This is a genomic window from Pseudosulfitobacter sp. DSM 107133 (assembly GCF_022788695.1).
Lineage (GTDB): Bacteria > Pseudomonadota > Alphaproteobacteria > Rhodobacterales > Rhodobacteraceae > Pseudosulfitobacter.
The window spans coordinates 34,532-57,724 of record NZ_CP085158.1; the positions used below are offsets into that span (position 1 = coordinate 34,532).

Here is a 23,193-nt window from a genome sequence, read left to right on the forward strand (position 1 = left end):
CAATGTCAGACCAATATGTACCGGCTCTGCGCCAGCGATTTCTCGAAGACATGCAGATCAAGGGTCTGCAACCAAAGACGCAGACGATGTATTTGCGAGGGATGCGCGACTTCTTGTTATTCAAATTGAATGCACCGGTATTGAGGGAGCCTAAGAATTACCGGACGCCAGCTAATGGACAATACCAAGCGCCTGTTTTTGCTGTTAGCAGTGATTGCCTGGCTCGTTAGAACAAGAACTGGCATCCCAACGTCTCGCGCAATGCAGCGATCAGCTGGTCCAAAGTTTCGGCACTGGTATAAGTCCCGCCCGTCCGGTCGGCGAGGCACCGGGATGTACTTTCCGACGTATTGTAGTCGTTGTCGGTCTGCCGGTCCCATGAAAAGAACGTACCGCGCACTTTGAAACCGATCACATGGACGGTGGTGTTAAACCCGTCTGTTGCCAATTCGGCGGCCAGCATACAGGGCATGCCGCCACAGGTCTCCTTGCCGTCTGTGACCAACACTACGGTCGCGGGTTGCGTTTTGTAATCCAGCGTTTGCGCCGCCAATTTGACGGCCTGCGTCAACGCGGTGCTGCCACCGGGTTCAAGTGCGTTGATGGCTGAAATGATCAGCGAGGCGGCATTGGCTTCGGGCGCGAACCGCATGTCGACGCCCGAACACTCATCCGCGCCGTTGGGACCGTAGACGACAAGGCCAAGGCGACGGTTCTGCGCAATTTGCGGCAGTGCATCGGCCATCGCCCGGCGCGCCTCAAAAATGCGCGGCTCGTCAATGTCGTTGAAGCCCATCTCGGCCATGGAACCCGAACCGTCAACGACGATCATCGCGTCGGCGGCGCAATCGTCTGTCGCCATGGCATTTGTGGCGCCGAGAAGTGTGAAGATGAAAGTGAGGCATAATCGCATAACGCAAGCGTGTCACGGCACCTTCAAGCTGTCCAGAAATTTGCCGCTCTCAGGCATGAGACGATGGTCGGAGGTATCTTCCAAAAGCATCGCGGGCGGGAATGCGCCGACAATGGGAGGCTCTGGTGGGTAAGATCCGCCGTCATTTGAAAATCTGGTTCATCTCCGAGGTTTGATACCTTAGTCTCATAGACAATCGCGAGGTCGCGACGAATACTTGAAGCTGAGAAAACGTAACCTGTGGAGGAAACACAATGGCATGGTCTAAACCGATTATCCGCGAAATTGAATGCGGGATGGAGATCAACATGTACGGCCCGGACGGTGATCGCGAGCAAGACGACGGCGATCTGTTCTGATATTTCTGCGCGCGGAGAGTTGCATTGACGTTTCGCGCGCATGTTCTTGGGTCGGCTGCCGGTGGTGGTTTGCCACAGTGGAACTGCGGGTGCGAGAATTGCAATCTGGCGCGTGCCGGAACGATACCAGCGCAAACCCAGTCTTCGCTCGCCCTCAGCGCCAATGGCACCGAGTGGGCGGTTTTGAACGCGTCGCCCGATATTCGGGACCAGATGCATAAAGCCCCGCCGCTGCATCCGAGTGACCTGCGCAAATCCCCGTTGCGGTCTGTCCTGCTCACCAATGGCGATATCGACCACATTGCAGGGTTGTTGACCCTGCGCGAGCAACAGGCTTTCACGCTTTTCGCCACGCCTGAAATTCATCGCGTGCTCGCCGAAAATCCGATTTTTAATGCGCTCCATCCGGACTTCGTCAAACGCATTTCGATTGAGCTGGGCTGCGAGGTCGAAATTGTACCGGGTCTGACGGCGCAGCTGTTTCCGGTGCCGGGCAAGGTGCCGCTCTATCTGGAAGGTGCGGAAGTCCAAACCGACCTGGAAGGTGAGCAGACGGTCGGGGTACATTTGCGGGCAGGGGGCAAAAACGCATTCTACATCCCCGGCTGTGCGGCGATGCGCGATACGCTTGCGGCGCGGCTGGACGGGGCGGATGCGGTTTTCTTTGACGGGACACTTTGGCAGGACGACGAGATGGTGCGCGCAGGACTGAGCCAGAAAACCGGGCGGCGGATGGGGCATATGTCCATGTCCGGCCCCGACGGTTCCATCGCTGCCTTCGAAGATATCAAGATTGCGAAGAAAGTTTTTGTCCATATGAACAATACCAATCCAGTGTTCCGGCCAATGTCGGAAGAGCGCAAAGCTGTGGAAGCCGCAGGATGGATCATTGCGCAAGACGGGATGGAGCTGGAGATATGACGGCCACGCCCGCCGAATTCGAAGCCCGCCTGCGCCAGATCGGGGCCGAGCGGTATCACGACAAGCATCCGTTTCACGACTTGCTGCATGGCGGCGACTGCACGCCCGATCAGGTCCGCGCATGGGTGATCAACAGGTTTTATTATCAGGCCAGCATCCCGATGAAAGATGCCGCTTTCATGAGCCGTGTCGATGATCCCGCGCTGCGCCGCGCGTGGCGGTCACGCATTGAGGACCACGACGGCACTGACGAGGTCGAGGGCGGCATTGCCCGCTGGTTGCATCTTGCAGATGCTGTTGGGCTAGACCGCGACTATGTCGCCAGTGCGCGCGGTGTCTTGCCAACCACGCGCTTCGCGGTAGATGCCTACGTGCGTTTTGTGCGGGACAAGACGCTGCTTGAAGCGGTCGCCGCGTCGCTGACCGAGCTGTTTGCGCCAAAAATTCACGCCGCGCGGATCGAAGGACTGATGGCGAATTACGCCTTTGCCGACGACACGAGCCTGTCCTATTTCCGCAACCGGCTGACACAGGCGCCCAAGGATGTGGCCTTCGGGTTGGGATGGGTTCTGGAGCACGCCGATACTGCCGAGAAACAGGACGCGGTGGCGGCTGCGCTTGAATTCAAGACCGATGTGCTTTGGGCGCAGCTCGATGCGTTACATGCGGCCTATGTCACGCCTGCGCGTATTCCGCCGGGGGCCTGGGTGCCCGGTTCATACGTTTTGACCCCCGCATCATGACGGCGCTCGACGGTCAGGCAGTACCACGGATACCGCGCGGCGTGCGGATGCATGATGATACGGTACGCGGCAAAACTGTCTTGCTGGCACCCGAGCGGGTCATCGACCTTGATGCCATCGGACTTGCCATTTTGCAGCAGATCGACGGTGAGAAAACCATGTCCCAGATTATCGAGACGCTCGCAGCGCTTTATGCCGCACCTGTTGCGCAAATCTCGGAGGATGTGTCCGGGTATGTGGTGGGCCTGATGGACCGCCGGATACTGGAGATTAAACCATGACCGCGCCCGCACCCATCGCCATGCTGGCGGAGCTGACCTATCGCTGTCCACTGTCGTGCCCCTATTGCTCCAATCCCGTCGAAATGGCGGCGCGGGAGAAGGAGATCTCGACGGAACTCTGGGTCGACGTCTTTCGTCAGGCCGCAGGCCTTGGCGTGTTGCAACTGCATCTGTCGGGGGGCGAGCCTGCCTCGCGGCGGGATCTGGTTGATCTGGTGGCGGGCGCGCGGGATGCAGGGCTCTATACCAACCTCATCACCTCGGCCATCGGCCTCACGCAGCGGCGGCTGGCCGAACTGGACGCAGCAGGGCTTGATCATGTGCAGCTGTCCTTGCAAGGCACGGACGCAGATATGGCCGACCGGATCGGCGGGTACAAAGGCGGGTTCAAGCGCAAGATGCAGGCAGCGGCGTGGATCGTCGAGGCAGGTTTTCCGCTGACGCTCAACGCTGTGGTGCATCGCCAGAACCTGCACCAGTTGCCGGAGGCGATCGAGATGGCCGTTGAAATGAAAGCGCGGCGGATCGAAGTTGCGATTGTGCAATTCCACGGCTGGGCGATGCTGAACCGCAGCGCGATGATGCCGACACGCGCGCAGGCAGACGAGGCCAGCCGCGTCGTAGCTGACGCGCGCAAGCGGCTCAAAGGTCAGCTGGTCATCGACTATGTGCTGGCGGATTACCACGGCGACTATCCCAAGCGGTGTATGGGCGGATGGGGGCTCTCGGGCCTTAACGTCACGCCTGACGGGCTGGTGTTGCCCTGTCACGCGGCGCAGACGATCCCCAACCTCGTCTTCGATAACGTAGCGGACAAGCCCCTGTCGGACATCTGGTATCACGGCGCCGCCTTCAACGCCTATCGCGGCGAGGACTGGATGCAGGAGCCGTGTAAATCCTGCGATCGGCGCAAGCTGGACTTTGGGGGGTGCAGGTGTCAGGCGATGGCGATTGCGGGCGATCCGGCGGCCACGGACCCGACCTGCATCAAATCGCCGTTGCATTCACGCATGCAGGAACTGGCGCAAGGGTTTTCAACGGATGACACCGCCGAACTGGTTTACCGCAAAAGCCCGTAACCTCACGAGACACTGCGGAGAAAGTCGAACAGCCTGAGACGGTCGATGGGTTTGGGCATCAGGTTCAACCCCATCGAGGCACACTGTTGCGCAAGCGCGCTACTGCGGTCGGCAGAGATCATACGCGTCGGGATTGGCCCGTATTGCTGAATGATCCGTTGGTGCAGCTCGGGCCCCGACATGCCATCGCCCAACTGGCAATCGAGCAATAGTACATCGGGGACAAGATCGATGTCCCTGAGGATGGCAATTGCCTCCTCACCGTTGAGCGCGTGAATGACATGGGCGCCCCAGCCTTCGATCATGAGGGATATTGCGTTGGCAAGATCCCCGTCATTCTCCACAAGCAATATAATCTGACCGAGCTTCGGTAACTTGGGGCTGTCGCTCATTGGTCTTACGGTCGTTTTTTGGGCTTTGTCACTGCAGAGGATCTTCAGCTCTACCGTAAAACAGCTACCCTTGTCCGGAATGGAGCAGAGATGCAGCGGGTGGTTCAGGGACTTGCAAGCCCGTTCGACAATGGCCAGACCCAGACCCAGACCGGCCGCAGAGTTCGCCATATCCAGACGCTTGAACTCCTGAAAGATCAGTTTCTGATCAGCCTCTGCAATGCCAAAGCCCGTATCCCAGATCTCCATACGGGCCGTGGCCCCGCTGCGCCGCACGCCCACAAGAACCTTGCCACTCTGCGTGTACCGGATCGCGTTGGAAATGAGGTTCTGTGCGATGCGCCGCAAATAGCCGGGATCACTGCGCACGGTCAGGCCGCAGCTCACGATGGTGAGATCCAGCCCCTTGTCCCGTGCTACGGGCGTCAACTCGTCGCTGAGAGGGCCAAGGATGGCGTCCAGCCGCACCGGCTGGATGTCGAAAGTGGGGCTGGTCGCGTCCAGTTTGGAGATGTCCAGCAAAGCTTCGATGATCTTCTCGACGCTGATCAAGGCTGTTTCGGCCTTGCCGATCACATTGAGTAGGTCTGGCTGCGTCAACCGGTCCGACACCGAAGCCACAAACAGTTTTGCAGCAGAAAGCGGTTGCAACAGGTCATGGCTTGCAGCAGCGACAAATCGGGATTTTGACGCATTGGCGCGCTCCGCTTCCGACAAGGCGATCCCCAACTCATTCGTGCGGTCCTGCACGCGCTGTTCCAGCACTTCGTTCATTTCGGCCAATGATTTCGCCGCAGACCGCTCGGCAGTGACGTCGGTAAAACTCATCACAAAGCCACGGTCCGGCATTTCCTGACCAAAAACGCTAAAGGTCTGGCGGCCGTTGCGCGTGACTTCAAAAGCAATCGGGGACCGCCCTTCATTGTGGTTGGCCCATCGCACCAGCATGTCGACGTCGAACTGGTCGGAGAAGATGAGCTGTTTTTCAAGCTGTTCGAGGAGAATGACAAAATTTCTCCCCAATGCTGCTTCCTGAGGGGGCAGATCCAGCAGCTGATTCATCTTCTTGTTCCAGCCCACAAGATTTTTTGCATGATCAAAAATGCAAACTCCCTGATTGAGATGGTCAAGCGTGGCTTGAAGGATCTGCGCCTGGCGGTCGCGCATCCGGTCCTGTTCTTTTCGTTCCAGCCGGATAATTTCGGTGACGTCCGTCTGCAGGATAACGGTGCCGCGACGGGCTGTGCGGTGTTCGCTGACCTGTATCCAGCGGTCATGTTTCAGACTGACATTGAACACCACATGGTTGTCGCGGTGCCGCTCGGTGCGCCGATTGGCCCACTGGGCGGGTGTCACATCAGGCGGCAGTGCGAGGGAGCTGCTTCGCGAAACCAGGTCGACGTAGTCGTTGAAAGGCAACCCTTCGACCAATCGCATCTCCACGTCTTTCATATCGCGGCAAAAACGGCTGTTGAACAGGACGAGTAGGTCGTTGGAATCAAACAGCGCAAAACCTTCGTTGATCGTCTCAATAGCCTCACCCAGATTGGTGCGGGCGGTTTCGGTCTCGCGGTTGGCCTCTTCAAGCTGTGCATTGGATTCCTGCAACAGATCGAGTGTGCGCTCCAGATCAATGGTCCGTTCCTTGACCTGCATCTCAAGCAGGGCGGCCCGTTCGAACTGGGCATAGGCAAGACCGGACTGTTCGTTTTTTTGCTCCACGCGGCGCATGAGAACTTTGGAAATCAGCAGCAGCTTTTCATTCTGGCGCTCGATGCTGTCGAGTGGGTTGATCAATGACATGGGTGTCAGGCCTCGCCGCCATGGGTTTCGGCATAGATCGCCAGACCGGACATGGTGTGGTTGACGTGAAGCGGCCCGATTTGTTCGCCATAGGTTGAAAAGCCGATGACCTTGTGACGGGTCAGTACGTCCGACACCTGGCGGGTGCTCTGTTTTTGCTCGGCTTCAATGCGGCGCAGAATGCAGTCACATCCTACGATGTCCGTCAGCGTGCCCATTCTGGACAGCTCGGTCAGCTTCTCGTCCAGATGTTCGGCCATGTCCCGCGGCTCTGCCACAGTCAGCACCATGCCTTCGTCTATGGCAGAGAAGAACACCAACTCGCCTTTTGGCGTGACCTGCTGGATCGCGCGGACATGATGGGCACCGCCGATACGCACGACGACCGGATGGGAGGCGAAAGTGAACTGGTCGAGCTGGTCAGGGTTCGTACCGACCAATCGCGCATATTCGCGCGCGGCCGGCTCTGCGTTGATGGATTTCACGATGCGCCTGTCGGGATCGGCGTCGGTGACGACCATCTGAATATCCGTGGGGACAAGGTGATCAATGCTGAAGACCTGCGTTTTATGATCTGTCTGGATCATCGTCAGAACGGCAGCGTTTTGGCGCACCCGTCCATTAAATGACACGAACGTCTGTTTGAATCTGGTGCCGTCTCCCGCCGATCCGCCAAACAGCGGCATGTCCCGCAGCGCAGGCGAGATCGCAGCCGTCAGGGTATCCTCGCGCAGGGAAAGGCCGTCCACCACGAGAAAGGCAAACCCATTCAGTTTTTTGGGGTTTCTATCGCGCAAGGCAACCCGGTCCTGCGCAATGCGGTCAACCGCGCTTTGGGTCTCGCGACCGTCAAGGTCTTCGACGAGGATCGAAATGCTGTCAAAATGTGCGGCGGGGTAGCCAAGTCCGAGGATCGTTCCCTCCTCATAGCCTCCCGCGCCGATTTCTCCGGCGGTGGTACAGGCTACAATATCAGTTGTGGGAAATACTGCGTTGAGTCTCTCTGAGACAGCAGCAAAATCGACATTCGGGGTCACAAAGACCGTGAGCAGGGCCAAGGGAGCGTCCCCCAGCTTTTCGCGCAGATGCGCGACCGGATCGTCGCATTTTACCGAGACCTGGGCCTGAGATAATACATGCACGTCCCGCCCGTTGCTCTGGATCTTTTCGGTCATTCTGATCACCCCGTTCCGGTCACGATAGAGGTGCTATTCCCGGTTTGGCAAGACTTCGGAAAAATTCGCTTCATGTGCAACCAGCACCGCCTGGGTGCGGCTTTGAACGCCGAGTTTGCGCATGATCGCGGTCACATGCGCCTTTACAGTTGTTTCCGCAATCGTCAGGTCGAATGCGATCTGCTTGTTGAGCTTACCCTCGCAGATGAGGTTCAGGATACGGGCTTGCTGGTTGGTCAGGGACGACAATCTTCGCAGCGTGTCATCCTTGGCAGACCCCTCGCTGCCTTTGACAAAACCGGGCGGCGTGAAAATCTTGCCTTCCCTGATCTGGTCGATGGCATCCTTGAACACCGACCGGCGGCTGTGTTTGGGCACAAAACCCGCTGCACCGGATGTGATTGCGGCGTTGATGATTGTGTTATCGGTCATCGAAGAGACTACGATGATTTTCGACTCTTCGGACTTCCGGCGCAGCTGCATCAATCCGTCAAGGCCGCTGACATCGGGTAGGTTCAAATCGAGCAGGATGAGGTGCGGCGCTTTGAAGGTGTCGAGCGTCTTGAGTGCCGATTGAAGGCAATCTGCTGTGCGAACTTCCACGAACTCTGCCACCGACCGCAGGGTCAGATCAAGCGCATCGCAAAACAGAGGATGGTCATCGACGATGAGCGCCCAGGGTGCGATGTCTTGCAATAAATGTTTTGATATTGGCGATTGATGAGGTGTCATGGCCCTACGCTAGGGCACAACAATCCAAAAGTCTCTTGTCAAAAAGTCCTAGGGCCTGTGGACAATCATCTTGAGGCTATAAGTGCTGCTACGAGGTTCCAACACGCTGCGTAACTGCAATCCGTTTTGTCGTATCTTGTGGCGATCCCTCTGAACTCTTTGATTTTTGCAAAGTAATTCTCTACCAAATGCCGCCACTTGTAGACCTCCGCGTCATAATCTCGCTGGGTTTTGCGGTTGGCTTTGGGAGGGATCACAGCTGTTGCACCGCGCTGGTCGAGGTCTTGCAACAGCCAGTCCGCATCGAACGCCTTATCTGCAAGCAGTGCATCAAATGAAACGCCTTTGATCAACGGCGCGACACCTTTCATGTCATGCGCTTGTCCCGGCAGCAGCAAGAAGCGCACCAGATTGCCGAGCGCATCCACCAACGCCACGATCTTGGTCGTCAGTCCGCCGCGCGAGCGCCCAATGGCCTGACTCTGAGTCCCCCTTTTGAGCCGGTCGCCTTCTGGTGAACCTGAACTATCGTTCCATCGATGAGTGCATATTCGAGGTCGACGTCTTCACTCATAGCTTTGAAAAGCCTCTCAAATACTCCGGACCTGGCCCACCGGCGAAACCGCCGGAACTGGCTGTTCCAATGGCCAAAGGCAGGTGGCAGGTCGCGCCACGGCGACCCCGTGCGTACCCGCCAGAAGACCGCTTCCAGAAACAAGCGATTGTCCTTTGCTGTGGCTCCGGCATCGCTGACCTTACCCGGAAGATGCGGTTCAAGCCGCTGCCACAAGATGTCCGACACCACAAACCGCTCCTCGTTCATTCAAACCTCCATTTTGGAAGTTTGAATCAGAAATCAGGCAAAATGGGAATCCTGAATGTCCACAGACCCTAGTCGCCCGTGCCAAAAAAATGCGCCCCTACGAGAGGGGCGCACAAGGTTACAGGGAGATTTCTTAGTTGTTGGAAGCAAGCTGCGCAGGCAGACGGAAGGTCCACAGCAGGCCGCCCTGGTTGAGGTAGTTCACCTTCTGGGCCACTTCGCCGCCCCAGAGTGGCACCGCACCACCCCATCCGGAGATTACGGTCACAAACTGTTCACCGTCCTGTTCCCAGGTGATGGGCTGGCCGACGATGCCGGAACCGGTCTGGAACGACCAAAGCTTGTCGCCGGTTTCGTCATCGAAGGCGATGAATTCACCCTCGGGCGTGCCTGTGAACACCAGTCCACCGGCAGTGGTCATCACACCGGCCCAAAGGGGCGCGTCGTTCTTGTACTCCCACTTGATCTCGCCGGTGTCGGGGTCCATCGCCTTGAGGCTGCCGATGTGGTCCTCGTAGTTCGGCTTGATCGTGAAGCCCGAACCAAGGTAGGCCGCACCTTTCTTGTAGGTGATCGGCTCGTTCCAGACGTCCATGCCCCATTCGTTGGAGGGCACATAAAACAGGCCAGTTACGGGCGAGTGTGCCATAGGCATCCAGTTTTTGCCGCCGAGGAAGGAAGGCGACGAGAACACGACTTCCCCCTTGTTGCCATCGGCCGACGCAGCCGGGTCGCCGGGGCGATTCTCTTCGACGAAGATCGGACGACCGGTATCATCGATGCCGCTGGCCCATGTGATGTCCTTGACGAAAGGTGCGGCACTCACAAATGCGCCGTCCTCGCGGTTGAGAACATAGAAGTAGCCGTTGCGGTCGGCGGTAGCCCACCGTTTGTTGCCTGCGCGGTCTTCATAGGCGACGACTTCGTTCACCCCGTCATAGTCCCAGCCTTCGCGGGGCGTCGTCTGGAAGTGCCACTTGATCTCGCCCGTGGCCGGGTCGATACCGATGCGTGACGCGGCATAGAGGTTGTCACCGGAGTTGCCTTCTGTCGGCTGGCCCGCATTGCGCAGGTGGCTGTTCCAGGGGGCAGGGTTTCCCGCGCCGAACACCAGCGTATCCGTGTCCGCGTCATACGATCCACCGAGCCAGGTAGCCCCGCCGCCGGTTTTCCACATATCGCCCGGCCATGTCGCGTTCAGCGTGCCGGTCATCGTGCTTTCTTCGCCGTTCAGCATCCCCATGTGACCCTCGATCACCGGACGATCCCAGATCAGTTCGCCGGTCTCGGTATCACGGGCTTGGACACGGCCGACCACGCCGAACTCACCGCCAGAGTTGCCGGTGATGATCATGCCGTTCAGGATCAGCGGGGCGGCAGTGTAGCTGTACCCCGCCTTGTAATCGGCGATCTGCTTGTTCCAGACCACATCGCCGGTGTCCTTGTTCAATGCAACGATGCGCGCATCGAGCGTGCCGAAGTAAACCTTGTCGCCAAAGATGGCGGCACCCCGGTTCACGACGTCGCAACACGGCAGGATACCTTCGGGCAGGCGGGCGTCATACTGCCACAGCTCTTTGCCTGTCTTGATGTCGATTGCATACATCCGCGAATAGGAGCCGGTGATGTACATCACGCCGTCATGCACGATGGGCTGCGTTTCCTGGCCGCGCTGCTTTTCACCGCCGAGAGAGAACGCCCAGGCCGGCACAAGGTTCTTGACGTTGTCCTTGTTCAGAGTTGTCAGCGGAGAGTGGCGTTGCAGGTGACGCCCCATGCCGTTTGTCAACACGTCACCCGTGGATGCCGTATCATTCGCAAGATCGGCCTCTGTGACGTCAGCGACCGCCAGGCTTGCCGTCATCATCGAAGCCGTCAGCGCCAAAATAAATCTGTTCATTCGGTATTCCTCCCAAGAATTATCTGGTCCGGCCACACCTTATGAATGAACGGCGCAATCCGGCATAGCTCGACTATCTGCACAAAAAGGCAAAGCGGCTATTGAACAATGGTCGTATGTCCAAGGGCGTCTCGCCCAAGACCAAAGTCGCAGTGCTGACGCGGGTGCGAGGGGGCTAGTCTGGCAGTCGAACGGACACCCTTCCAGATCAAAGGACACCCCTTGCGAAACTTCATTACTGCTCTCTTTCTTTCTATGTCTGCTACGTTCGGGGTAACGCCGGTACGCGCTGAACTGCCCGTCTTGCGCATCGCCGTTCTACAGGTTGGAACGGTAAACTGGGAGCTTGATACAATCCGTCACCATGGCCTCGATACCGCCAACGGTTTCACACTCGAGGTTCAGGGCGTCGCGGGCGGGGCTGCTGCGATGGTGGCGTTCCAGGGGGGTGCTGCCGACGCGGTGGTGAGCGACTGGTTGTGGGTTGCGCGGCAGCGGGCTGCGGGCAAGGATTTCGTGTTTCTCCCCTATTCACGCGCAGTCGGTGCATTGATGGTACAGGAAGAAAGCGCGGCGCAGACGCTTGCCGATCTGCGGGGCCGCAAAATCGGTATCGCAGGCGGTCCGCTGGATAAAAGCTGGCTGGTGCTGCGGGCCTATGCGGCTCAGGAATACGGCATGGATCTGAAGGCCGAAACCGAACAAGTCTTTGGTGCGCCCCCGCTGATCTTCAAGACAGCAGTTGATGGCGGTGTGGACGGTGCGATCAATTATTGGCATTTCAATGCCAAGATGCAGGCGCGTGGCATGCGCAAACTGATCGACATAGACGATGCCGCCCGCGCGCTGGACCTTGATCCGCAAACACCGCTGCTGGGATATGTCGTGAGGGGTGAATTGCTGCGCGCCAAACCGGGCCTTGTTGCAGGCCTTGCCGCGGCGTCGCGTGCGGCGAAAGATATCATGCTGTCGAATGATGCTGTATGGGACCGTCTGCGGCCCTTAATGAGCGCACGGTCAGATGCACAATTCCTAGCCCTCAGGGATGGATTTCGCGCAGGAATCCCACCAGCTGCTCCGGTTGACGAGCAGGCCGCGGCGCGCATGCTGGCATTGATGGCCGATCTGGGCGGTACCGAGTTGCTGGGGGATGCCACGACCCTCCCGCAAGGCGTTTTCTACAAACAGGTGCCCTGACATGCAGGCGTCACATGCCCCTGTGGTGGATCTTGATCTGCGGTCATTCGCGAAGAACGACACGGCAATCCTGGGCAGCATCAAGATCACCCTGAGCCCTGCGGAAACGCTGGCGCTAGTCGGGCCTTCGGGGATTGGAAAGACGTCGCTGTTGCGGATCATCGCGGGGATCGAGACGGGGTTCGAAGGCGACAGGCGGGTGCACGGAAAAATCGCGATGGTGTTTCAGGAGCCCACCTTGCTGCCCTGGCGCTGCCTGCGCGACAATATCACGATCCCGACCGGTGTTGATGCCAAAACCGCCGAGGATGCCTTGACGGAAGTCGGGCTGGCCGGGCGCGGCAGCGATTTTCCGGCGCAGCTTTCACTGGGCCAGCAGCGCCGCTTGTCTCTGGCGCGGGCGTTTGCGGTCAAGCCGACGCTCTTGCTGCTGGACGAGCCGTTCGTATCGCTGGACCCTGCGCTGGCCGATGAAATGATTTTGCTTTTCATAAGGCTGCGCGAGGCGCATCAGGTGGCCAGCATCTTTGTGACCCACGTCGTTGACGAAGCCGAGAAGATGGCGAGCCGCACGATCCGGTTGGCCGGATCACCGGCCCGTCTGGTCCTCTGACAGCCGCCTCACCGCTTGCGCCCGACCATGCCACGTGCCGGATCGTATCCCCAGACGGCACCGGCGACAAAAACACCGGCGGCCAGCAGCGTCCACAACAGCGCCTCTCCGTTGAACTGGCCGTAAAGCGCGAAACGGATCAGTTCGATCCCGTGTGTGAACGGGTTGAAAGCGCAGATTGCATAGAGAAGTTCAGAGCTTTCGGCCATTTTCCATAGCGGATAGAGTGCGGAGGACAAAAAGAACATCGGGAAGATGACGAAGTTCATCACACCTGCGAAATTCTCGAGCTGTTTGACAAAGCTCGACAAAACCAGCCCAAGCGCGCCAAGCATCAGGCCGACAATCAAGAACGCAGGGAAAACTGCGAGGTACCCCGCCACGGGGGCCGACACACCAAAGGCCGCCGCGATGGCCAGAAACGCGTATGCCTGCAAGATCGAGATCAGAGTGGAGCCGACAAGTTTGCAAAACAGCAACCACCAGCGGGGCAGGGGGCTGGTCAGCAACAGCTTCATCGAGCCCATCTCGCGGTCATACACAAGGCTGAGCGAAGATTGCATGCCATTGAACAACAAGATCATGCCGCACAGACCCGGTACGATATATGTCTCGTAGGTGATGTAGGTCTGATAGGGCGCGATAATGCTGATGCCCAACGCCGCGCGAAAGCCTGCGGCAAAGACCAGCAGCCAGACGAGCGGCCGCACGAGTGCGGCGACAAAACGCTCGCGCTGGTGCACGAAACGCAACGCTTCGCGCAGCGAAATGGCGTAAAGCGATGTCATATAGGCATTCATGCAGCCGCCCCTGTCAGCTTTAGAAAACGGTCGGAAAGAGGCATCTCTGCACTGATGTCGCCGGCGGTGCCATCGGCCAGAATTTTCCCTCGGTGCAGGATCACAAGGCGGTCGTCGGGGCGCACTTCATCGGCCAGATGGGTCGCCCAGAGCACACAGGTGCCCTCTGCCGCCAGGTCGTGTACATGGGCCGTGATTGCATGGCGTGCCGCAGCATCCAAGCCGACGGTTGGTTCGTCCAGCAAAAGCACCGAAGGGCTGTGCAGAAGGGCGCGGGCGATTTCGGTCCGGCGTTTGTGACCGCCGTTCAGCGTGCGCGCTTTTTCACCGGCGCGGGCGCGCATGTCCAAACGGTCAAGTGCCGCATCAATGGCGGTCTCTGCCCTGCGGCCCGACATACCCTGCAACGCCGTAAAATAGCGCAGGTTCTGGCGCACTGTCAGATCCAGATCCAGCGTTGTCTGCTGGAACACGATGCCCAGATGCGACAGCGCGCGGCGTGGATGGTCCGACAGGGTCTCACCCGCAATCGTGATGCGGCCCTGCCTTGACACGATCAACCGCGTCAGCAGATTGAACAATGTCGATTTTCCCGCACCGTTGGGGCCCAGCAGGGCGCAAAACTGTCCTGACGAGACCTCGAACGAGACGTCGTCCAACGCGACCTTTGACCCGTAGCGATAGCTCAGGCCGCTGATGGATAATCCTGTCATTCGATGGTGATTTCAATCCGCTGGGTTTCACCCGTGCTGCCGGGTACTTTCATATAATAGCGTCCCGGCTTGATCGCCAAGAACCCGATCTCCATTTCGCCCGCTTCGTCGAACTCAACACTGTCGAGGCCAAGGGGTCTGATCTCAAGCCCCTCAACGACAATCTCGTCGATCCAGATCGACCGAAAGAACTCCGGCCCCGTCAACGCCAGCTCCTGCGAGCCATCGCCGATGATCTCGAACTCGTAATAGGTGCCGGATTTCAGCACCCATGGACCCTCCGAAATGGGCATGCCCGAGGACAGTGTCAGGGGCGGCAGGTCTTCCTTATTCTTGCCCGACAGCACGCCCGCGGCACCAAAGCCGCTGTCGTGATCGTCCCCAAATGCCGGTGAGGACAGTGCAAGGCAGGCAATCAGCGTGGGTTTCAGCAGTGTTTTCAACATGTGTATTCTCCGGTTGTCGTGTCGTTATGGACGAAAGGCGGCACCCCATGGAAAGCGTCCGACCTTGATTGTCTTGACGGCCTTGCGCGATGCCACGTCAATGACGGTCACGTCACCTGAAACACCGTTGGTGGTGAACAACTGCGAATGGTCCTCGTTGAACTCCATGTGCCAGACGCGGCGCCCGACGAGGATGTATTCTTCGACCTCGTAGGTTTCGGCGTTGACCGCAGCGATGTGATTGGACGGCCCGAGGGCGACAAATACGGTGCCGTAATCGGGCGTAAACTCGAAACCCACGGGCTGCACACGATCAGGATGCACGCCCTGCACCTCGAACTCGATCTTTCCCTTTTCGGTTTGCGTCGCTGTATCAAACACCGTGAGCGTGCCGCCGATTTCAGCGCTGACCCACATTTCGGTGCCCTGCTTGGCAAATTCGGCGTGGCGCGGGCGGCTGTCGACCAGCGTGTTGGCAAACAGCTCGTTGGTTTCGGTGTTGATCCAATGCGCCATGTTCGTGGTTTCGGAGGTGGTGATGGCAATCTTGCCGTCCGGCGATACGGCCATGCCTTCGGGTTCAACGCCCACGTCGATCTGGGCCACAACCTCGCCGGTCTGCGTGTTGACGACCGTGGTGATCGCGTCGTCTTCGTTGGCGATATAGAGGTGGATGTCATCGGGATGCAGCACGAATTGTTCGGGGTCTTCCCCCGAGGGCAGATCGCGCAGGATCTCGCCCGTGTTCGGGTCCATCACCTGGACTGAATCACTGTCGGACGCGCAGATGTAGAGGCGGGTGAAGTCCTTTGAAAAGGTAATGCCGCGCGGGCGTTCGCCTGTGGGATAGGTCTGGATGACTTCCAGTGTGTCGGTGTCGATCACACTGACGGTGTCGTCCTTTTCGTTGGTGACCCAGATTTCGCCGGCGGTGACAGGCGCGGCGAGCGCCAGAGGCACAATCAGGGGCAGCAGTTTTGTCAGGGGTTCGTTCATTGGAAAGCCTCACATTTGCTTTCGGGCTGATCCAGCCCGAGGGTATCGAGTTCATTGACGCGGTGCAGAAATCCTTCGAGAGGTGCCTGCTCCACCAGCGCGCGGGGGTGCACGATGGCGATGGGCTGGCGCAGCTGACCGTTCCAGGTGCGGTAGGTCAACGGGCGGCCCTTGAAGCCCGCCAACTCGAAATCATCTGACAGGATATAGGCGCGCACAGCGCCGACAACGCCGGTGTTCGCGCGCGTCACGGCTTCGCCTACGGTGCGCGCGGCGGCCCAGCCTGCGTAATCCTCGGATGCCATCGGGCGCAGGCTTTCCTCCTCGAAGCGGCTTTGCAGCTGTGCGGCGCCCCATTGCTCGATCACGCGGTCCCATGTCACTGCCGACAGCCCTTCAGAGCCGACAACAGGCCGTGCAGCCCAAGTGTTGTAGAGAACGTAGCGCCCGAAATCATGCAATTCGTCCGCAACGATCAGCGCGTCATAATCGCCCAGTTCTTGCGTAAACAGGGGCACTTCTTGCGCTGCATTGCGCCGCATGTCCGCATCAAAAAGCCATTGCTTTTCGGGCCCGGGCTTTAGCCCGAATTTGACGAGCGAGGCGCGCATTGCCGCGGCATAGGCCTCATCCTGCGGATGCCCGCCGACGATCATCGCAAGGTCCGTCCAGCGTTTTTGCACCAGTACCTGCGCCAGTGCATCGGTGCGCATTGCGACGGACGGGAGGGCATGCAGCAGGTTGGCGCGGCAGGCGTCATCACGCAGCGCCACATTGCCCGATGATATGTTGAACAACAGCGCATCGCGCGCCTCTGGCAGATCGGCGATCTGGAGGATGATCTCCGGGGCGGCATTCAGGATCAGAAATTTCGTGTCCTGTAGCAAGATCTTTGCAGCGGCCAGCGGATCCTCCCCTTCCGCCACATGCCCGTCGATCAGCGCGTATGTCTGGCCAAGGAACCTGCCGGTCGTCGCATTGTCCGCGATCCCTGTCCGCACGCCCGCAAGGCCAAGATCGCCTGGGAGTGGATCAAGGTTGGACAGGGTAGGGGGCAAGGGCTGTTCGACGTGCAGATAGGCCATTGTCACAGCGACATCGGCCTGCGCCATTCGGGCAAGGCCGAGGGTTACCGCAATCGCAAGTCTCAAGATCATATCCGCCTCCCGCTTTTGTCAAACGTACCGCGCGCGCCGAAACTGTCTAATGAGACCTTCGTAGAATACCTGCCGAAGGGTGTACCCAACCAAAGTCTAATATCGCCACCGTTTGGCAGTCCTTAGACATGTGGAAAAACACAACCTGACTTGGGAGAGTGATATGAAACTTCGTCTGTTCGCAAAAACAGCCCTGCCGACAATTATTCTGGCAGGCGCTGTCACCACCGCATTCGCGGCGGGTCCGCCTATCGGAATCTCGCCGGTGGATACGGGCAGCCTGCCGTCAACGGGCGAGGAATGGTTGACCGTCAATCCCTACCGCGCGGACACGGCCGGTGTCGATGTCTGGAAAGAAGCTGTCGAGGTCGGTGCCTCGGGATACAACCAGAACTGTGCGCGCTGTCACGGAATCGAGGGCGTATCGGGGGGCCTTGCACCTGATTTGCGGTATCTCGAAGCCGAAGAATACGGCGACGAATGGTATGCGGAACGGTTCCGCTCGGGCATGACGCAGAACGGGATTACCAAAATGCCTGCCTTCGAAGAGCAGCTGGGACAGGACGCCGCCTGGGCGATCCGAACATACATCGAAACGCGCCCCGACAGCGATGCAATGGATGCGGTGTCAGACGAACTGAAAGCCTTGCGCGACCAGATGGCAGAATACGCAAACAATGCAGAGGGCGCGGATGCGGAAGCATTACAGGCCCGGTTGACCGAGATCGGCGAAGGGATTGATACGCTTTCCGGCGCGCCAGTTGCAGACTCCATTGCCCTGCGTGCGGCGGCTCAGATCGACGGTACGCCTGCTGCATACAAAACTGCGGCAGAGACGCTTACAATCGGATTGTCGGCGGCGAACTAGCATGCGCGCCGTGACAGTCGCTCTTTCGCTGGCGCTTGCGGGCCTGTCCTTTGCGGGGCAGGCCCGCGCTGCCGATCCCTGTGCCGATTATGTGCCGCAACCCAAACCGCAGAATGCCGGCCGAGATGAGGTGGGGCAGGACCTTGATCAGATCGTGGAGCGTGGATTCATGCTGTTTGCGGTCTATGAAAACTACCCACCCTACAGCTGGGAGGAGGCGGGCAAGCCACGGGGGGTCGATGTCGACATTGCCCGCCTGATTGCCGAAGAAATCGGCGTTAAGGCACAATTCAATTTTGTGTCGTCGGACGAAAACCTCGAAGCGGATCTGCGCAACAACGTCTGGAAAGGAGCTGTCATAGGTGGGCGTGTCTCGAATGTGATGATGCGGGTGCCTTACGATTCAGCGTTCAAGTGCCGGGTCGAGCAGGTGGTATTCACGGGCCAGTATTCCACCGAATCCATCGCCATCGCCTATGCCAAGTCCGAGTATCCGGACGAAAAGCCCGTACCGGCCTATTTCCGGTTTGATACGGTTGCGGTTGAAAACGATTCAATATCGGATTTCTACCTGACATCATTCGCAGGCGGGCAGTTGGCGGCGAATATTGCGAGATATCCCGACATGCAGGCCGCAATGACCGCGCTGAACGGCGGCGAGACGAAGGCGGCCATGGGCCCGCTGGGGCAGTTGGAATACGGGCTGACCGAGGCGACGGACGTACACCAGCCCCCCTTGGCAGGCTTTGCTGTCAGCAATTGGACTTTGGGTGTCGGGGTCAACTTCCGTTTTCGGCCGCTGTCTTATGCGGTGGATGACGCGATCTATGCAGCGCTCGAGGATGGACGGATCGCAGCGATATTCGACAGCTACGGGTTGAGTTTCCAGCCCCCTCTGCGCTGAGATATGCGCCGTTGGTCTAATATGCCGCTGCGTCTCGTTGGACTAGCGTAGAGAAAATAAAAGTGGGGATTATGACGTGAACCTTAGTGATACAAAGACGATCGACGCAGACCGCGCGACGGTCTATGCCGCCTTGCTGAACGCAGAGGTTTTGCAAGCCTGTGTGCCCGGGTGCCAGGAAATGACCGGATCACCCGAAAGCGGTTTCGAAGCCGTGGTGGTTCAAAAGGTCGGGCCGGTAAAGGCAACCTTCAAGGGCGCTGTCCAGCTGAGCGAGATGGTCGAGCCTGAAAGCCTGACCATCACCGGCGAGGGCAAAGGCGGTGCCGCCGGCTTTGCGAAGGGCGGTGCGAAAGTCCGTCTGGAAGCCGACGGCGACCAAACGATCCTGCACTACGACGTCGAGGCAAAGGTGGGCGGCAAGCTGGCCCAGCTTGGCAGCCGCATCATCGATGGATTTGCCAAGAAAATGGCAGATCAGTTTTTCAGCAATTTCCAGGATGCCCTCGGCACACCATCGCAAGAGGTTGCCGCAACTGCCGAGGCAGCACCGGAACAGAAAAAAGGCTGGTTCCGCAAGCTGGTAAAAAGCTGAGCGGGTCACGCGAGTACACCAAGGGAGAAACGACATGACGAAAGTAGAAATGACGGTCAACGGGAAGCAGGTGTCCCGCGACGTGGAGGGGCAGACGCTTTTGGTGTCGATGCTGCGTGAGGATCTGCGACTGACGGGCACCCATGTCGGGTGCGATACATCGCAGTGCGGCGCATGCGTGGTTCATGTGAACGGAAAATCTGTGAAAGCCTGCACCATGTTCGCAATCGAAGCCGATGGTGCGGATATCAAGACGATCGAAGGGATGGCAGGCTCGGACGGATCGCTCAGCGTGATCCAGAGCGCGTTTCAGGAGCATCACGGATTGCAGTGCGGATTCTGCACACCGGGCATGGTGATGACGGCGGCCAACCTTCTCAAGGACAATCCGAAACCGACAGAGGCCGAAGTGCGCCACTATCTGCAAGGCAATATCTGCCGTTGCACGGGATACCACAACATCGTCAAGGCGATCATGGCCGCATCCGGTCAGGATGTCAGCGCCATCGCTGCAGAATAGCCCGGGCCGGAATACAAAGGCCGACGCCTACACAAAATAAAAGATTAAGGGAGAAGTTTCATGCCGAAGGACACCGGAATTGGCGCATCGACACGCCGCCGCGAAGACGTTCGTTTCCTCAAGGGAAAAGGACAATACACCGATGATATCCCGCCCGCCCATGATCAGGCGGCGGCGGTCTTCGCCCGCTCGACCGTGGCAAACGGCGTTATCAAATCAATCGACACATCCGTTGCGGAAAGCATGCCCGGCGTGCTGGCGGTTTTTACCGGTGCCGATTTCGCCGATGTTGGCGGCAACCCCGCAGGCTGGCTTATCAACAGCCGCGATGGCGAGCCGATGAAGGAGCCCAAGCGTCCCGTGCTGGCCCACGGCAAGGTCCGTCATGTGGGCGATGCCTATGCCGCGGTCATTGCCGAGACGGAAAAACAGGCGCGTGATGCGGTAGAAGCCATCGAGGCCGACATCGAGGAACTGCCCGCCATCATGGACGTGAAGGCGGCGCTCACATCGGACAATTTCGTACATGACGAGATTGGCACGAACCAGTGTTTCGACTGGGGCTGGATCGAAGACAACCGACGGGCCACTGATGATGCGATCAAAGGTGCGGCGCATGTCACCACGCTCGAGCTGGTCAACAACCGGTTGGTGCCCAACGCGATGGAACCGCGCTGCTCCATGGCAAGCTACAAAGAGAGCAGCGATGAATATACGCTGCACACCACATCGCAAAATCCTCATCTGACCCGGTTGCTGATTTCGGCCTTCGTGATGGGTATTCCCGAAAACAAGCTGACGGTAATCGCGCCTGACGTGGGCGGCGGCTTTGGCTCCAAGATTTACCACTACGGCGAAGAGGCACTGGTGCTGGCGGCGGCGAAACGCGTGGGTCGCACGGTCAAGTGGACGTCCGACAGGACCGAAGCGTTTCTGACCGATGCCCATGGCCGTGACCATGTGACCACAATTGAACTGGCCACAGATGCCGAAGGCAACTTTCTGGCCTTCCGCACCGAGACCTATGCAAACGTCGGTGCCTACCTGTCAAACTTTGCCACTGCCACGCCGACCTTTCTGCACGGCACGTTGATGGCGGGCAACTATACGGTGCCGAATGTCTATGTGAACGTCAAAGCGGTGTTTACAAACACCGCGCCGGTCGACGCCTACCGCGGTGCCGGTCGGCCCGAAGCGACCTATTCTCTGGAGCGGGTCATCGACAAATGCGCACGCGAGTTGGGCATGGACCCGATTGCCCTGCGGCGCAAAAACTTCATCAAGCCGGACCAGTATCCTTTCGCCTCCGCGGCCGGTCTGGAATACGATTCCGGCAATTACGACGCCCTGATGGACAAGATGGAGGAAGTTGCGGACGTTGCGGGTTTCGCTGAGCGCCGCAAGGCGTCCGAGGCCAAAGGCCTGCTGCGCGGATTTGGTGTGAACGCCTATGTCGAGGCTTGCGGCATTGCGCCCTCCAACCTTGTCGGCGTGCTGGGCAGCCGTGTGGGTCTCTATGATGCGGCGACCGTGCGGGTGAACGCCACGGGCAACCTCAGTGTCATGGTCGGCGCGCACAGCCACGGCCAGGGCCATGAAACCGTGTTCCCGCAGATTGTCGCCGATATGCTGGGCATCGACGCCCAAAGCATCGACATCGTGCATGGCGATACGTCCAAGATCCCCTTCGGGATGGGCACCTACGGGTCGCGTAGCCTTGCGGTGTGTGGCTCTGCCGTTGTCCGCGCCACCGAAAAGATCATCGCCAAAGCCAAGAAGATCGCAGGACATATGCTGGAAGCTGCCGAGACCGATATCGAGCTCAAGGACGGTCAATTCTCGGTCGTGGGAACGAACAAGGGCGTTTCCTTTGGCGAGGTAGCCCTCAAGGCCTACATCCCGCATAATTTCCCGATTGAAGACATCGAGCCGGGGCTGGAGGAAACAGCCTTCTACGATCCGGCCAACTTCACGTTTCCGTCAGGCGCTTACTGCTGTGAGGTCGAGGTTGATCCGGATACGGGCAAGGTGCGGGTAGACCGCATGACAGCCGTGGATGATTTCGGCAATGTCATGAACCCGATGATCGTGACCGGCCAAGTGCATGGCGGTCTGGGGCAGGGCATCGGCCAGGCGCTGCTGGAAGCGGCGCGTTATAACGAAGATGGCCAGTTGGAGAGCGCGTCCTACATGGACTATGCCATGCCGCGCGCGGACGATCTGCCCTTCTATATCGTTGATCACGGTCAGGGAACACCCTGCACCCACAACCCGCTGGGGGCCAAAGGCTGCGGTGAAGCCGGTGCCATCGGATCCCCGCCCACAGTTGTGAACGCTGTGATCGACGCCCTTCAATCGGGCGGCAAGAACGTCACACACATCGACATGCCGTTGACTCCACACCGTGTGTGGTCAGCCATGAACAACGCGTAAAGGGACCCAAATCATGTATGCATTTGACATAGAACGTCCAACGACAGTTGCAGAAGCGGTGAACGCGCTGAAAACGGATGAAGCCCAGCCTCTTGGCGGCGGGCAAACCCTGATCCCCACGCTCAAGGCACGGCTCGCTGCCCCCAGCAAGTTGGTCTCCCTCAGCGCGATTGCGGAAATGATCGGAATATCGCGCGAAGGATCAACGATCCGCATCGGCGGTGCGACGACGCACGGGCAGGTCGCGACAGAGTTGGCTGAGAGCTATCCCGCACTCGGCTATCTTGCCTCCAAGATCGGCGATCCTGCGGTGCGCAACCGCGGGACGATAGGCGGATCGGTGGCCAACAACGATCCCGCAGCCTGCTATCCGGCAGCGTGCCTCGCCTCCGGTGCGACCATCACCACCAACACCCGCGACATCGCGGCGGACGACTTCTTTCTGGGCATGTTCGAAACGGCGTTGGAGGAGGACGAGATTGTGACGGCGGTGACGTTCCCCGTGCCGCAAAAAGCGGACTACCAGAAGTTCGAGCAGCCCGCCTCGCGGTTCCCGCTGGTGGGTGTGTTTGTGGCCAAGCACGACGACGGTGTGCGGGTCGCTGTCACCGGCGCTTCCGAGAGCGGCGTTTTCCGGTGGACCGAAGCAGAGGAGGCGCTGTCGGCGGATTTCTCCGCAGGTGCGCTGGACGGGTTGAGTGTGGACGCAGACGGGATGATCACCGACCTGCACGGCGATGGCGCCTACCGCGCCCATCTGATCAAGGTTCTGACCGGACGGGCCGTTACAGCCTCACGCTAAGCTCGCATGCCTGAACAACACGAAGGCC

General features: G+C 59.0%; 25 protein-coding genes. 14 read left to right on the plus strand and 11 right to left on the minus strand.

Going from position 1 to position 23,193, the window contains the following annotated elements; all coding sequences use genetic code 11:
• The first annotated feature begins 2 nt into the window (after positions 1–2).
• Positions 3–230 carry a hypothetical protein gene (locus DSM107133_RS22085; protein WP_037941664.1) on the plus strand — a complete coding sequence of 76 codons (228 nt, stop codon included), beginning with the start codon at positions 3–5 and terminating at the stop codon, positions 228–230.
• Here DSM107133_RS22085 and DSM107133_RS22090 read toward each other — a convergent pair.
• The gene (locus DSM107133_RS22090; protein ID WP_240310601.1) at positions 227–862 is read right to left on the minus strand and encodes a VWA domain-containing protein; all 636 of its coding nucleotides are present in this window, start codon (positions 860–862) and stop codon (positions 227–229) included. The genes DSM107133_RS22085 and DSM107133_RS22090 overlap by 4 nt on opposite strands.
• 305 nt (positions 863–1,167) lie before the next feature.
• On the opposite strand from DSM107133_RS22090, the gene pqqA reads away from it, so the two are divergent.
• From pqqA to pqqE, 5 genes are read left to right on the plus strand one after another with little or no spacing between them, the layout of a single operon-like run.
• Complete coding sequence (gene pqqA, locus DSM107133_RS22095) at positions 1,168–1,272, plus strand: pyrroloquinoline quinone precursor peptide PqqA (protein ID WP_037941665.1); 105 nt, start codon at positions 1,168–1,170, stop codon at positions 1,270–1,272.
• A 24-nt stretch (positions 1,273–1,296) separates the two neighbouring features.
• A complete protein-coding gene (gene pqqB, locus DSM107133_RS22100; protein WP_114284605.1) occupies positions 1,297–2,193 on the plus strand; it encodes a pyrroloquinoline quinone biosynthesis protein PqqB in 897 nt (298 codons plus the stop codon).
• Positions 2,190–2,936, plus strand: a complete 747-nt coding sequence (gene pqqC, locus DSM107133_RS22105; protein WP_114294398.1) for a pyrroloquinoline-quinone synthase PqqC — start codon at positions 2,190–2,192, stop codon at positions 2,934–2,936. Before pqqB ends, pqqC begins: the two co-directional genes overlap by 4 nt.
• Positions 2,933–3,217 (plus strand): pyrroloquinoline quinone biosynthesis peptide chaperone PqqD, encoded by a 285-nt coding sequence (gene pqqD, locus DSM107133_RS22110; protein WP_037941668.1) that lies wholly within the window; start codon positions 2,933–2,935, stop codon positions 3,215–3,217. Before pqqC ends, pqqD begins: the two co-directional genes overlap by 4 nt.
• The gene (pqqE, locus tag DSM107133_RS22115) at positions 3,214–4,296 is read left to right on the plus strand and encodes a pyrroloquinoline quinone biosynthesis protein PqqE (RefSeq protein ID WP_114294400.1); all 1,083 of its coding nucleotides are present in this window, start codon (positions 3,214–3,216) and stop codon (positions 4,294–4,296) included. Before pqqD ends, pqqE begins: the two co-directional genes overlap by 4 nt.
• A gap of 2 nt (positions 4,297–4,298) precedes the next feature.
• Here the strand turns inward: pqqE and DSM107133_RS22120 are convergent, their stop codons facing one another.
• The 5 genes from DSM107133_RS22120 to DSM107133_RS22140 form a co-directional block, all read right to left on the minus strand.
• Complete coding sequence (locus DSM107133_RS22120) at positions 4,299–6,491, minus strand: PAS-domain containing protein (RefSeq protein ID WP_037941670.1); 2,193 nt, start codon at positions 6,489–6,491, stop codon at positions 4,299–4,301.
• A gap of 5 nt (positions 6,492–6,496) precedes the next feature.
• Positions 6,497–7,666 carry an FIST N-terminal domain-containing protein gene (locus DSM107133_RS22125; RefSeq protein ID WP_037941671.1) on the minus strand — a complete coding sequence of 390 codons (1,170 nt, stop codon included), beginning with the start codon at positions 7,664–7,666 and terminating at the stop codon, positions 6,497–6,499.
• Between the two features lie 33 nt (positions 7,667–7,699).
• Positions 7,700–8,398 carry a response regulator transcription factor gene (locus DSM107133_RS22130; RefSeq protein WP_037941672.1) on the minus strand — a complete coding sequence of 233 codons (699 nt, stop codon included), beginning with the start codon at positions 8,396–8,398 and terminating at the stop codon, positions 7,700–7,702.
• Positions 8,399–8,463: 65 nt separating this feature from the next.
• Positions 8,464–9,221 (minus strand): IS5 family transposase gene (locus DSM107133_RS22135; RefSeq protein ID WP_243253637.1). Its coding sequence is split into 2 segments (ribosomal slippage): positions 8,464–8,885 and positions 8,885–9,221, totalling 759 coding nucleotides; the frame shifts between segments, so codons are not numbered across the junction.
• Positions 9,222–9,354: 133 nt separating this feature from the next.
• Positions 9,355–11,121: a PQQ-dependent methanol/ethanol family dehydrogenase gene (locus tag DSM107133_RS22140; RefSeq protein WP_114284626.1), complete on the minus strand. Its 1,767-nt coding sequence runs from the start codon at positions 11,119–11,121 to the stop codon at positions 9,355–9,357.
• Between the two features lie 255 nt (positions 11,122–11,376).
• On the opposite strand from DSM107133_RS22140, the gene DSM107133_RS22145 reads away from it, so the two are divergent.
• Both DSM107133_RS22145 and DSM107133_RS22150 read left to right on the plus strand, forming a co-directional pair.
• Complete coding sequence (locus DSM107133_RS22145; protein ID WP_114294116.1) at positions 11,377–12,318, plus strand: ABC transporter substrate-binding protein; 942 nt, start codon at positions 11,377–11,379, stop codon at positions 12,316–12,318.
• Position 12,319: 1 nt separating this feature from the next.
• Entirely contained in the window at positions 12,320–12,931 is a 612-nt protein-coding gene (locus DSM107133_RS22150) for an ATP-binding cassette domain-containing protein (protein WP_093733168.1), read from the plus strand.
• 8 nt (positions 12,932–12,939) lie between these two features.
• On the opposite strand, the gene DSM107133_RS22155 is transcribed toward DSM107133_RS22150, so the two are convergent.
• From DSM107133_RS22155 to DSM107133_RS22175, 5 genes are read right to left on the minus strand one after another with little or no spacing between them, the layout of a single operon-like run.
• On the minus strand, positions 12,940–13,731 hold the full coding sequence (locus DSM107133_RS22155) for an ABC transporter permease (protein WP_037941675.1): 792 nt from the start codon (positions 13,729–13,731) through the stop codon (positions 12,940–12,942).
• Positions 13,728–14,444 (minus strand): ABC transporter ATP-binding protein, encoded by a 717-nt coding sequence (locus DSM107133_RS22160; protein ID WP_114294117.1) that lies wholly within the window; start codon positions 14,442–14,444, stop codon positions 13,728–13,730. Before DSM107133_RS22160 ends, DSM107133_RS22155 begins: the two co-directional genes overlap by 4 nt.
• Positions 14,441–14,890, minus strand: coding sequence for a hypothetical protein (locus tag DSM107133_RS22165; RefSeq protein ID WP_037941677.1), 450 nt, complete (start codon positions 14,888–14,890; stop codon positions 14,441–14,443). The genes DSM107133_RS22160 and DSM107133_RS22165 overlap by 4 nt, the downstream gene beginning before the upstream one ends.
• Positions 14,891–14,914: 24 nt before the next feature.
• Complete coding sequence (locus DSM107133_RS22170) at positions 14,915–15,886, minus strand: YVTN family beta-propeller repeat protein (protein WP_114294118.1); 972 nt, start codon at positions 15,884–15,886, stop codon at positions 14,915–14,917.
• Positions 15,883–17,043: an ABC transporter substrate-binding protein gene (locus DSM107133_RS22175; protein WP_114294119.1), complete on the minus strand. Its 1,161-nt coding sequence runs from the start codon at positions 17,041–17,043 to the stop codon at positions 15,883–15,885. The genes DSM107133_RS22170 and DSM107133_RS22175 overlap by 4 nt, the downstream gene beginning before the upstream one ends.
• A gap of 163 nt (positions 17,044–17,206) precedes the next feature.
• Here DSM107133_RS22175 and pedF point away from each other — a divergent pair, with 163 nt between their 5' ends.
• The 6 genes from pedF (at position 17,207) to DSM107133_RS22205 (ending at position 23,165) form a co-directional block, all read left to right on the plus strand.
• Positions 17,207–17,911, plus strand: a complete 705-nt coding sequence (gene pedF, locus DSM107133_RS22180) for a cytochrome c-550 PedF (protein ID WP_037941681.1) — start codon at positions 17,207–17,209, stop codon at positions 17,909–17,911.
• 1 nt (position 17,912) lies between these two features.
• A complete protein-coding gene (locus DSM107133_RS22185; protein WP_114294120.1) occupies positions 17,913–18,815 on the plus strand; it encodes a transporter substrate-binding domain-containing protein in 903 nt (300 codons plus the stop codon).
• A 76-nt stretch (positions 18,816–18,891) separates the two neighbouring features.
• Positions 18,892–19,410: a carbon monoxide dehydrogenase subunit G gene (locus DSM107133_RS22190; RefSeq protein ID WP_114294121.1), complete on the plus strand. Its 519-nt coding sequence runs from the start codon at positions 18,892–18,894 to the stop codon at positions 19,408–19,410.
• A gap of 34 nt (positions 19,411–19,444) precedes the next feature.
• On the plus strand, positions 19,445–19,930 hold the full coding sequence (locus DSM107133_RS22195; protein ID WP_037941687.1) for a (2Fe-2S)-binding protein: 486 nt from the start codon (positions 19,445–19,447) through the stop codon (positions 19,928–19,930).
• A 60-nt stretch (positions 19,931–19,990) separates the two neighbouring features.
• A complete protein-coding gene (locus DSM107133_RS22200; protein ID WP_114294122.1) occupies positions 19,991–22,363 on the plus strand; it encodes a xanthine dehydrogenase family protein molybdopterin-binding subunit in 2,373 nt (790 codons plus the stop codon).
• Positions 22,364–22,376: 13 nt separating this feature from the next.
• Entirely contained in the window at positions 22,377–23,165 is a 789-nt protein-coding gene (locus tag DSM107133_RS22205) for a xanthine dehydrogenase family protein subunit M (protein ID WP_037941691.1), read from the plus strand.
• Positions 23,166–23,193: the final 28 nt, after the last annotated feature.

Excerpts from the sequence above, each read along its gene's own strand:
- DSM107133_RS22120 (WP_037941670.1), bottom strand. The coding sequence starts at position 6,491 with ATGTCATTGATCAACCCACTCGACAGCATCGAGCGCCAGAATGAAAAG.
- DSM107133_RS22165 (WP_037941677.1), bottom strand. The coding sequence starts at position 14,890 with ATGTTGAAAACACTGCTGAAACCCACGCTGATTGCCTGCCTTGCACTG.
- DSM107133_RS22090 (WP_240310601.1), bottom strand. The coding sequence starts at position 862 with ATGGCGACAGACGATTGCGCCGCCGACGCGATGATCGTCGTTGACGGT.
- DSM107133_RS22155 (WP_037941675.1), bottom strand. The coding sequence starts at position 13,731 with ATGAATGCCTATATGACATCGCTTTACGCCATTTCGCTGCGCGAAGCG.
- DSM107133_RS22140 (WP_114284626.1), bottom strand. The coding sequence starts at position 11,121 with ATGAACAGATTTATTTTGGCGCTGACGGCTTCGATGATGACGGCAAGC.
- DSM107133_RS22085 (WP_037941664.1), top strand. The coding sequence starts at position 3 with ATGTCAGACCAATATGTACCGGCTCTGCGCCAGCGATTTCTCGAAGAC.
- DSM107133_RS22125 (WP_037941671.1), bottom strand. The coding sequence starts at position 7,666 with ATGACCGAAAAGATCCAGAGCAACGGGCGGGACGTGCATGTATTATCT.
- DSM107133_RS22185 (WP_114294120.1), top strand. The coding sequence starts at position 17,913 with ATGCGCGCCGTGACAGTCGCTCTTTCGCTGGCGCTTGCGGGCCTGTCC.
- DSM107133_RS22205 (WP_037941691.1), top strand. The coding sequence starts at position 22,377 with ATGTATGCATTTGACATAGAACGTCCAACGACAGTTGCAGAAGCGGTG.
- pqqA (WP_037941665.1), top strand. The coding sequence starts at position 1,168 with ATGGCATGGTCTAAACCGATTATCCGCGAAATTGAATGCGGGATGGAG.
- DSM107133_RS22150 (WP_093733168.1), top strand. The coding sequence starts at position 12,320 with ATGCAGGCGTCACATGCCCCTGTGGTGGATCTTGATCTGCGGTCATTC.
- pqqC (WP_114294398.1), top strand. The coding sequence starts at position 2,190 with ATGACGGCCACGCCCGCCGAATTCGAAGCCCGCCTGCGCCAGATCGGG.
- DSM107133_RS22175 (WP_114294119.1), bottom strand. The coding sequence starts at position 17,043 with ATGATCTTGAGACTTGCGATTGCGGTAACCCTCGGCCTTGCCCGAATG.
- DSM107133_RS22195 (WP_037941687.1), top strand. The coding sequence starts at position 19,445 with ATGACGAAAGTAGAAATGACGGTCAACGGGAAGCAGGTGTCCCGCGAC.
- DSM107133_RS22160 (WP_114294117.1), bottom strand. The coding sequence starts at position 14,444 with ATGACAGGATTATCCATCAGCGGCCTGAGCTATCGCTACGGGTCAAAG.
- pqqD (WP_037941668.1), top strand. The coding sequence starts at position 2,933 with ATGACGGCGCTCGACGGTCAGGCAGTACCACGGATACCGCGCGGCGTG.
- pedF (WP_037941681.1), top strand. The coding sequence starts at position 17,207 with ATGAAACTTCGTCTGTTCGCAAAAACAGCCCTGCCGACAATTATTCTG.
- DSM107133_RS22200 (WP_114294122.1), top strand. The coding sequence starts at position 19,991 with ATGCCGAAGGACACCGGAATTGGCGCATCGACACGCCGCCGCGAAGAC.
- DSM107133_RS22130 (WP_037941672.1), bottom strand. The coding sequence starts at position 8,398 with ATGACACCTCATCAATCGCCAATATCAAAACATTTATTGCAAGACATC.
- pqqE (WP_114294400.1), top strand. The coding sequence starts at position 3,214 with ATGACCGCGCCCGCACCCATCGCCATGCTGGCGGAGCTGACCTATCGC.
- DSM107133_RS22145 (WP_114294116.1), top strand. The coding sequence starts at position 11,377 with ATGTCTGCTACGTTCGGGGTAACGCCGGTACGCGCTGAACTGCCCGTC.
- DSM107133_RS22170 (WP_114294118.1), bottom strand. The coding sequence starts at position 15,886 with ATGAACGAACCCCTGACAAAACTGCTGCCCCTGATTGTGCCTCTGGCG.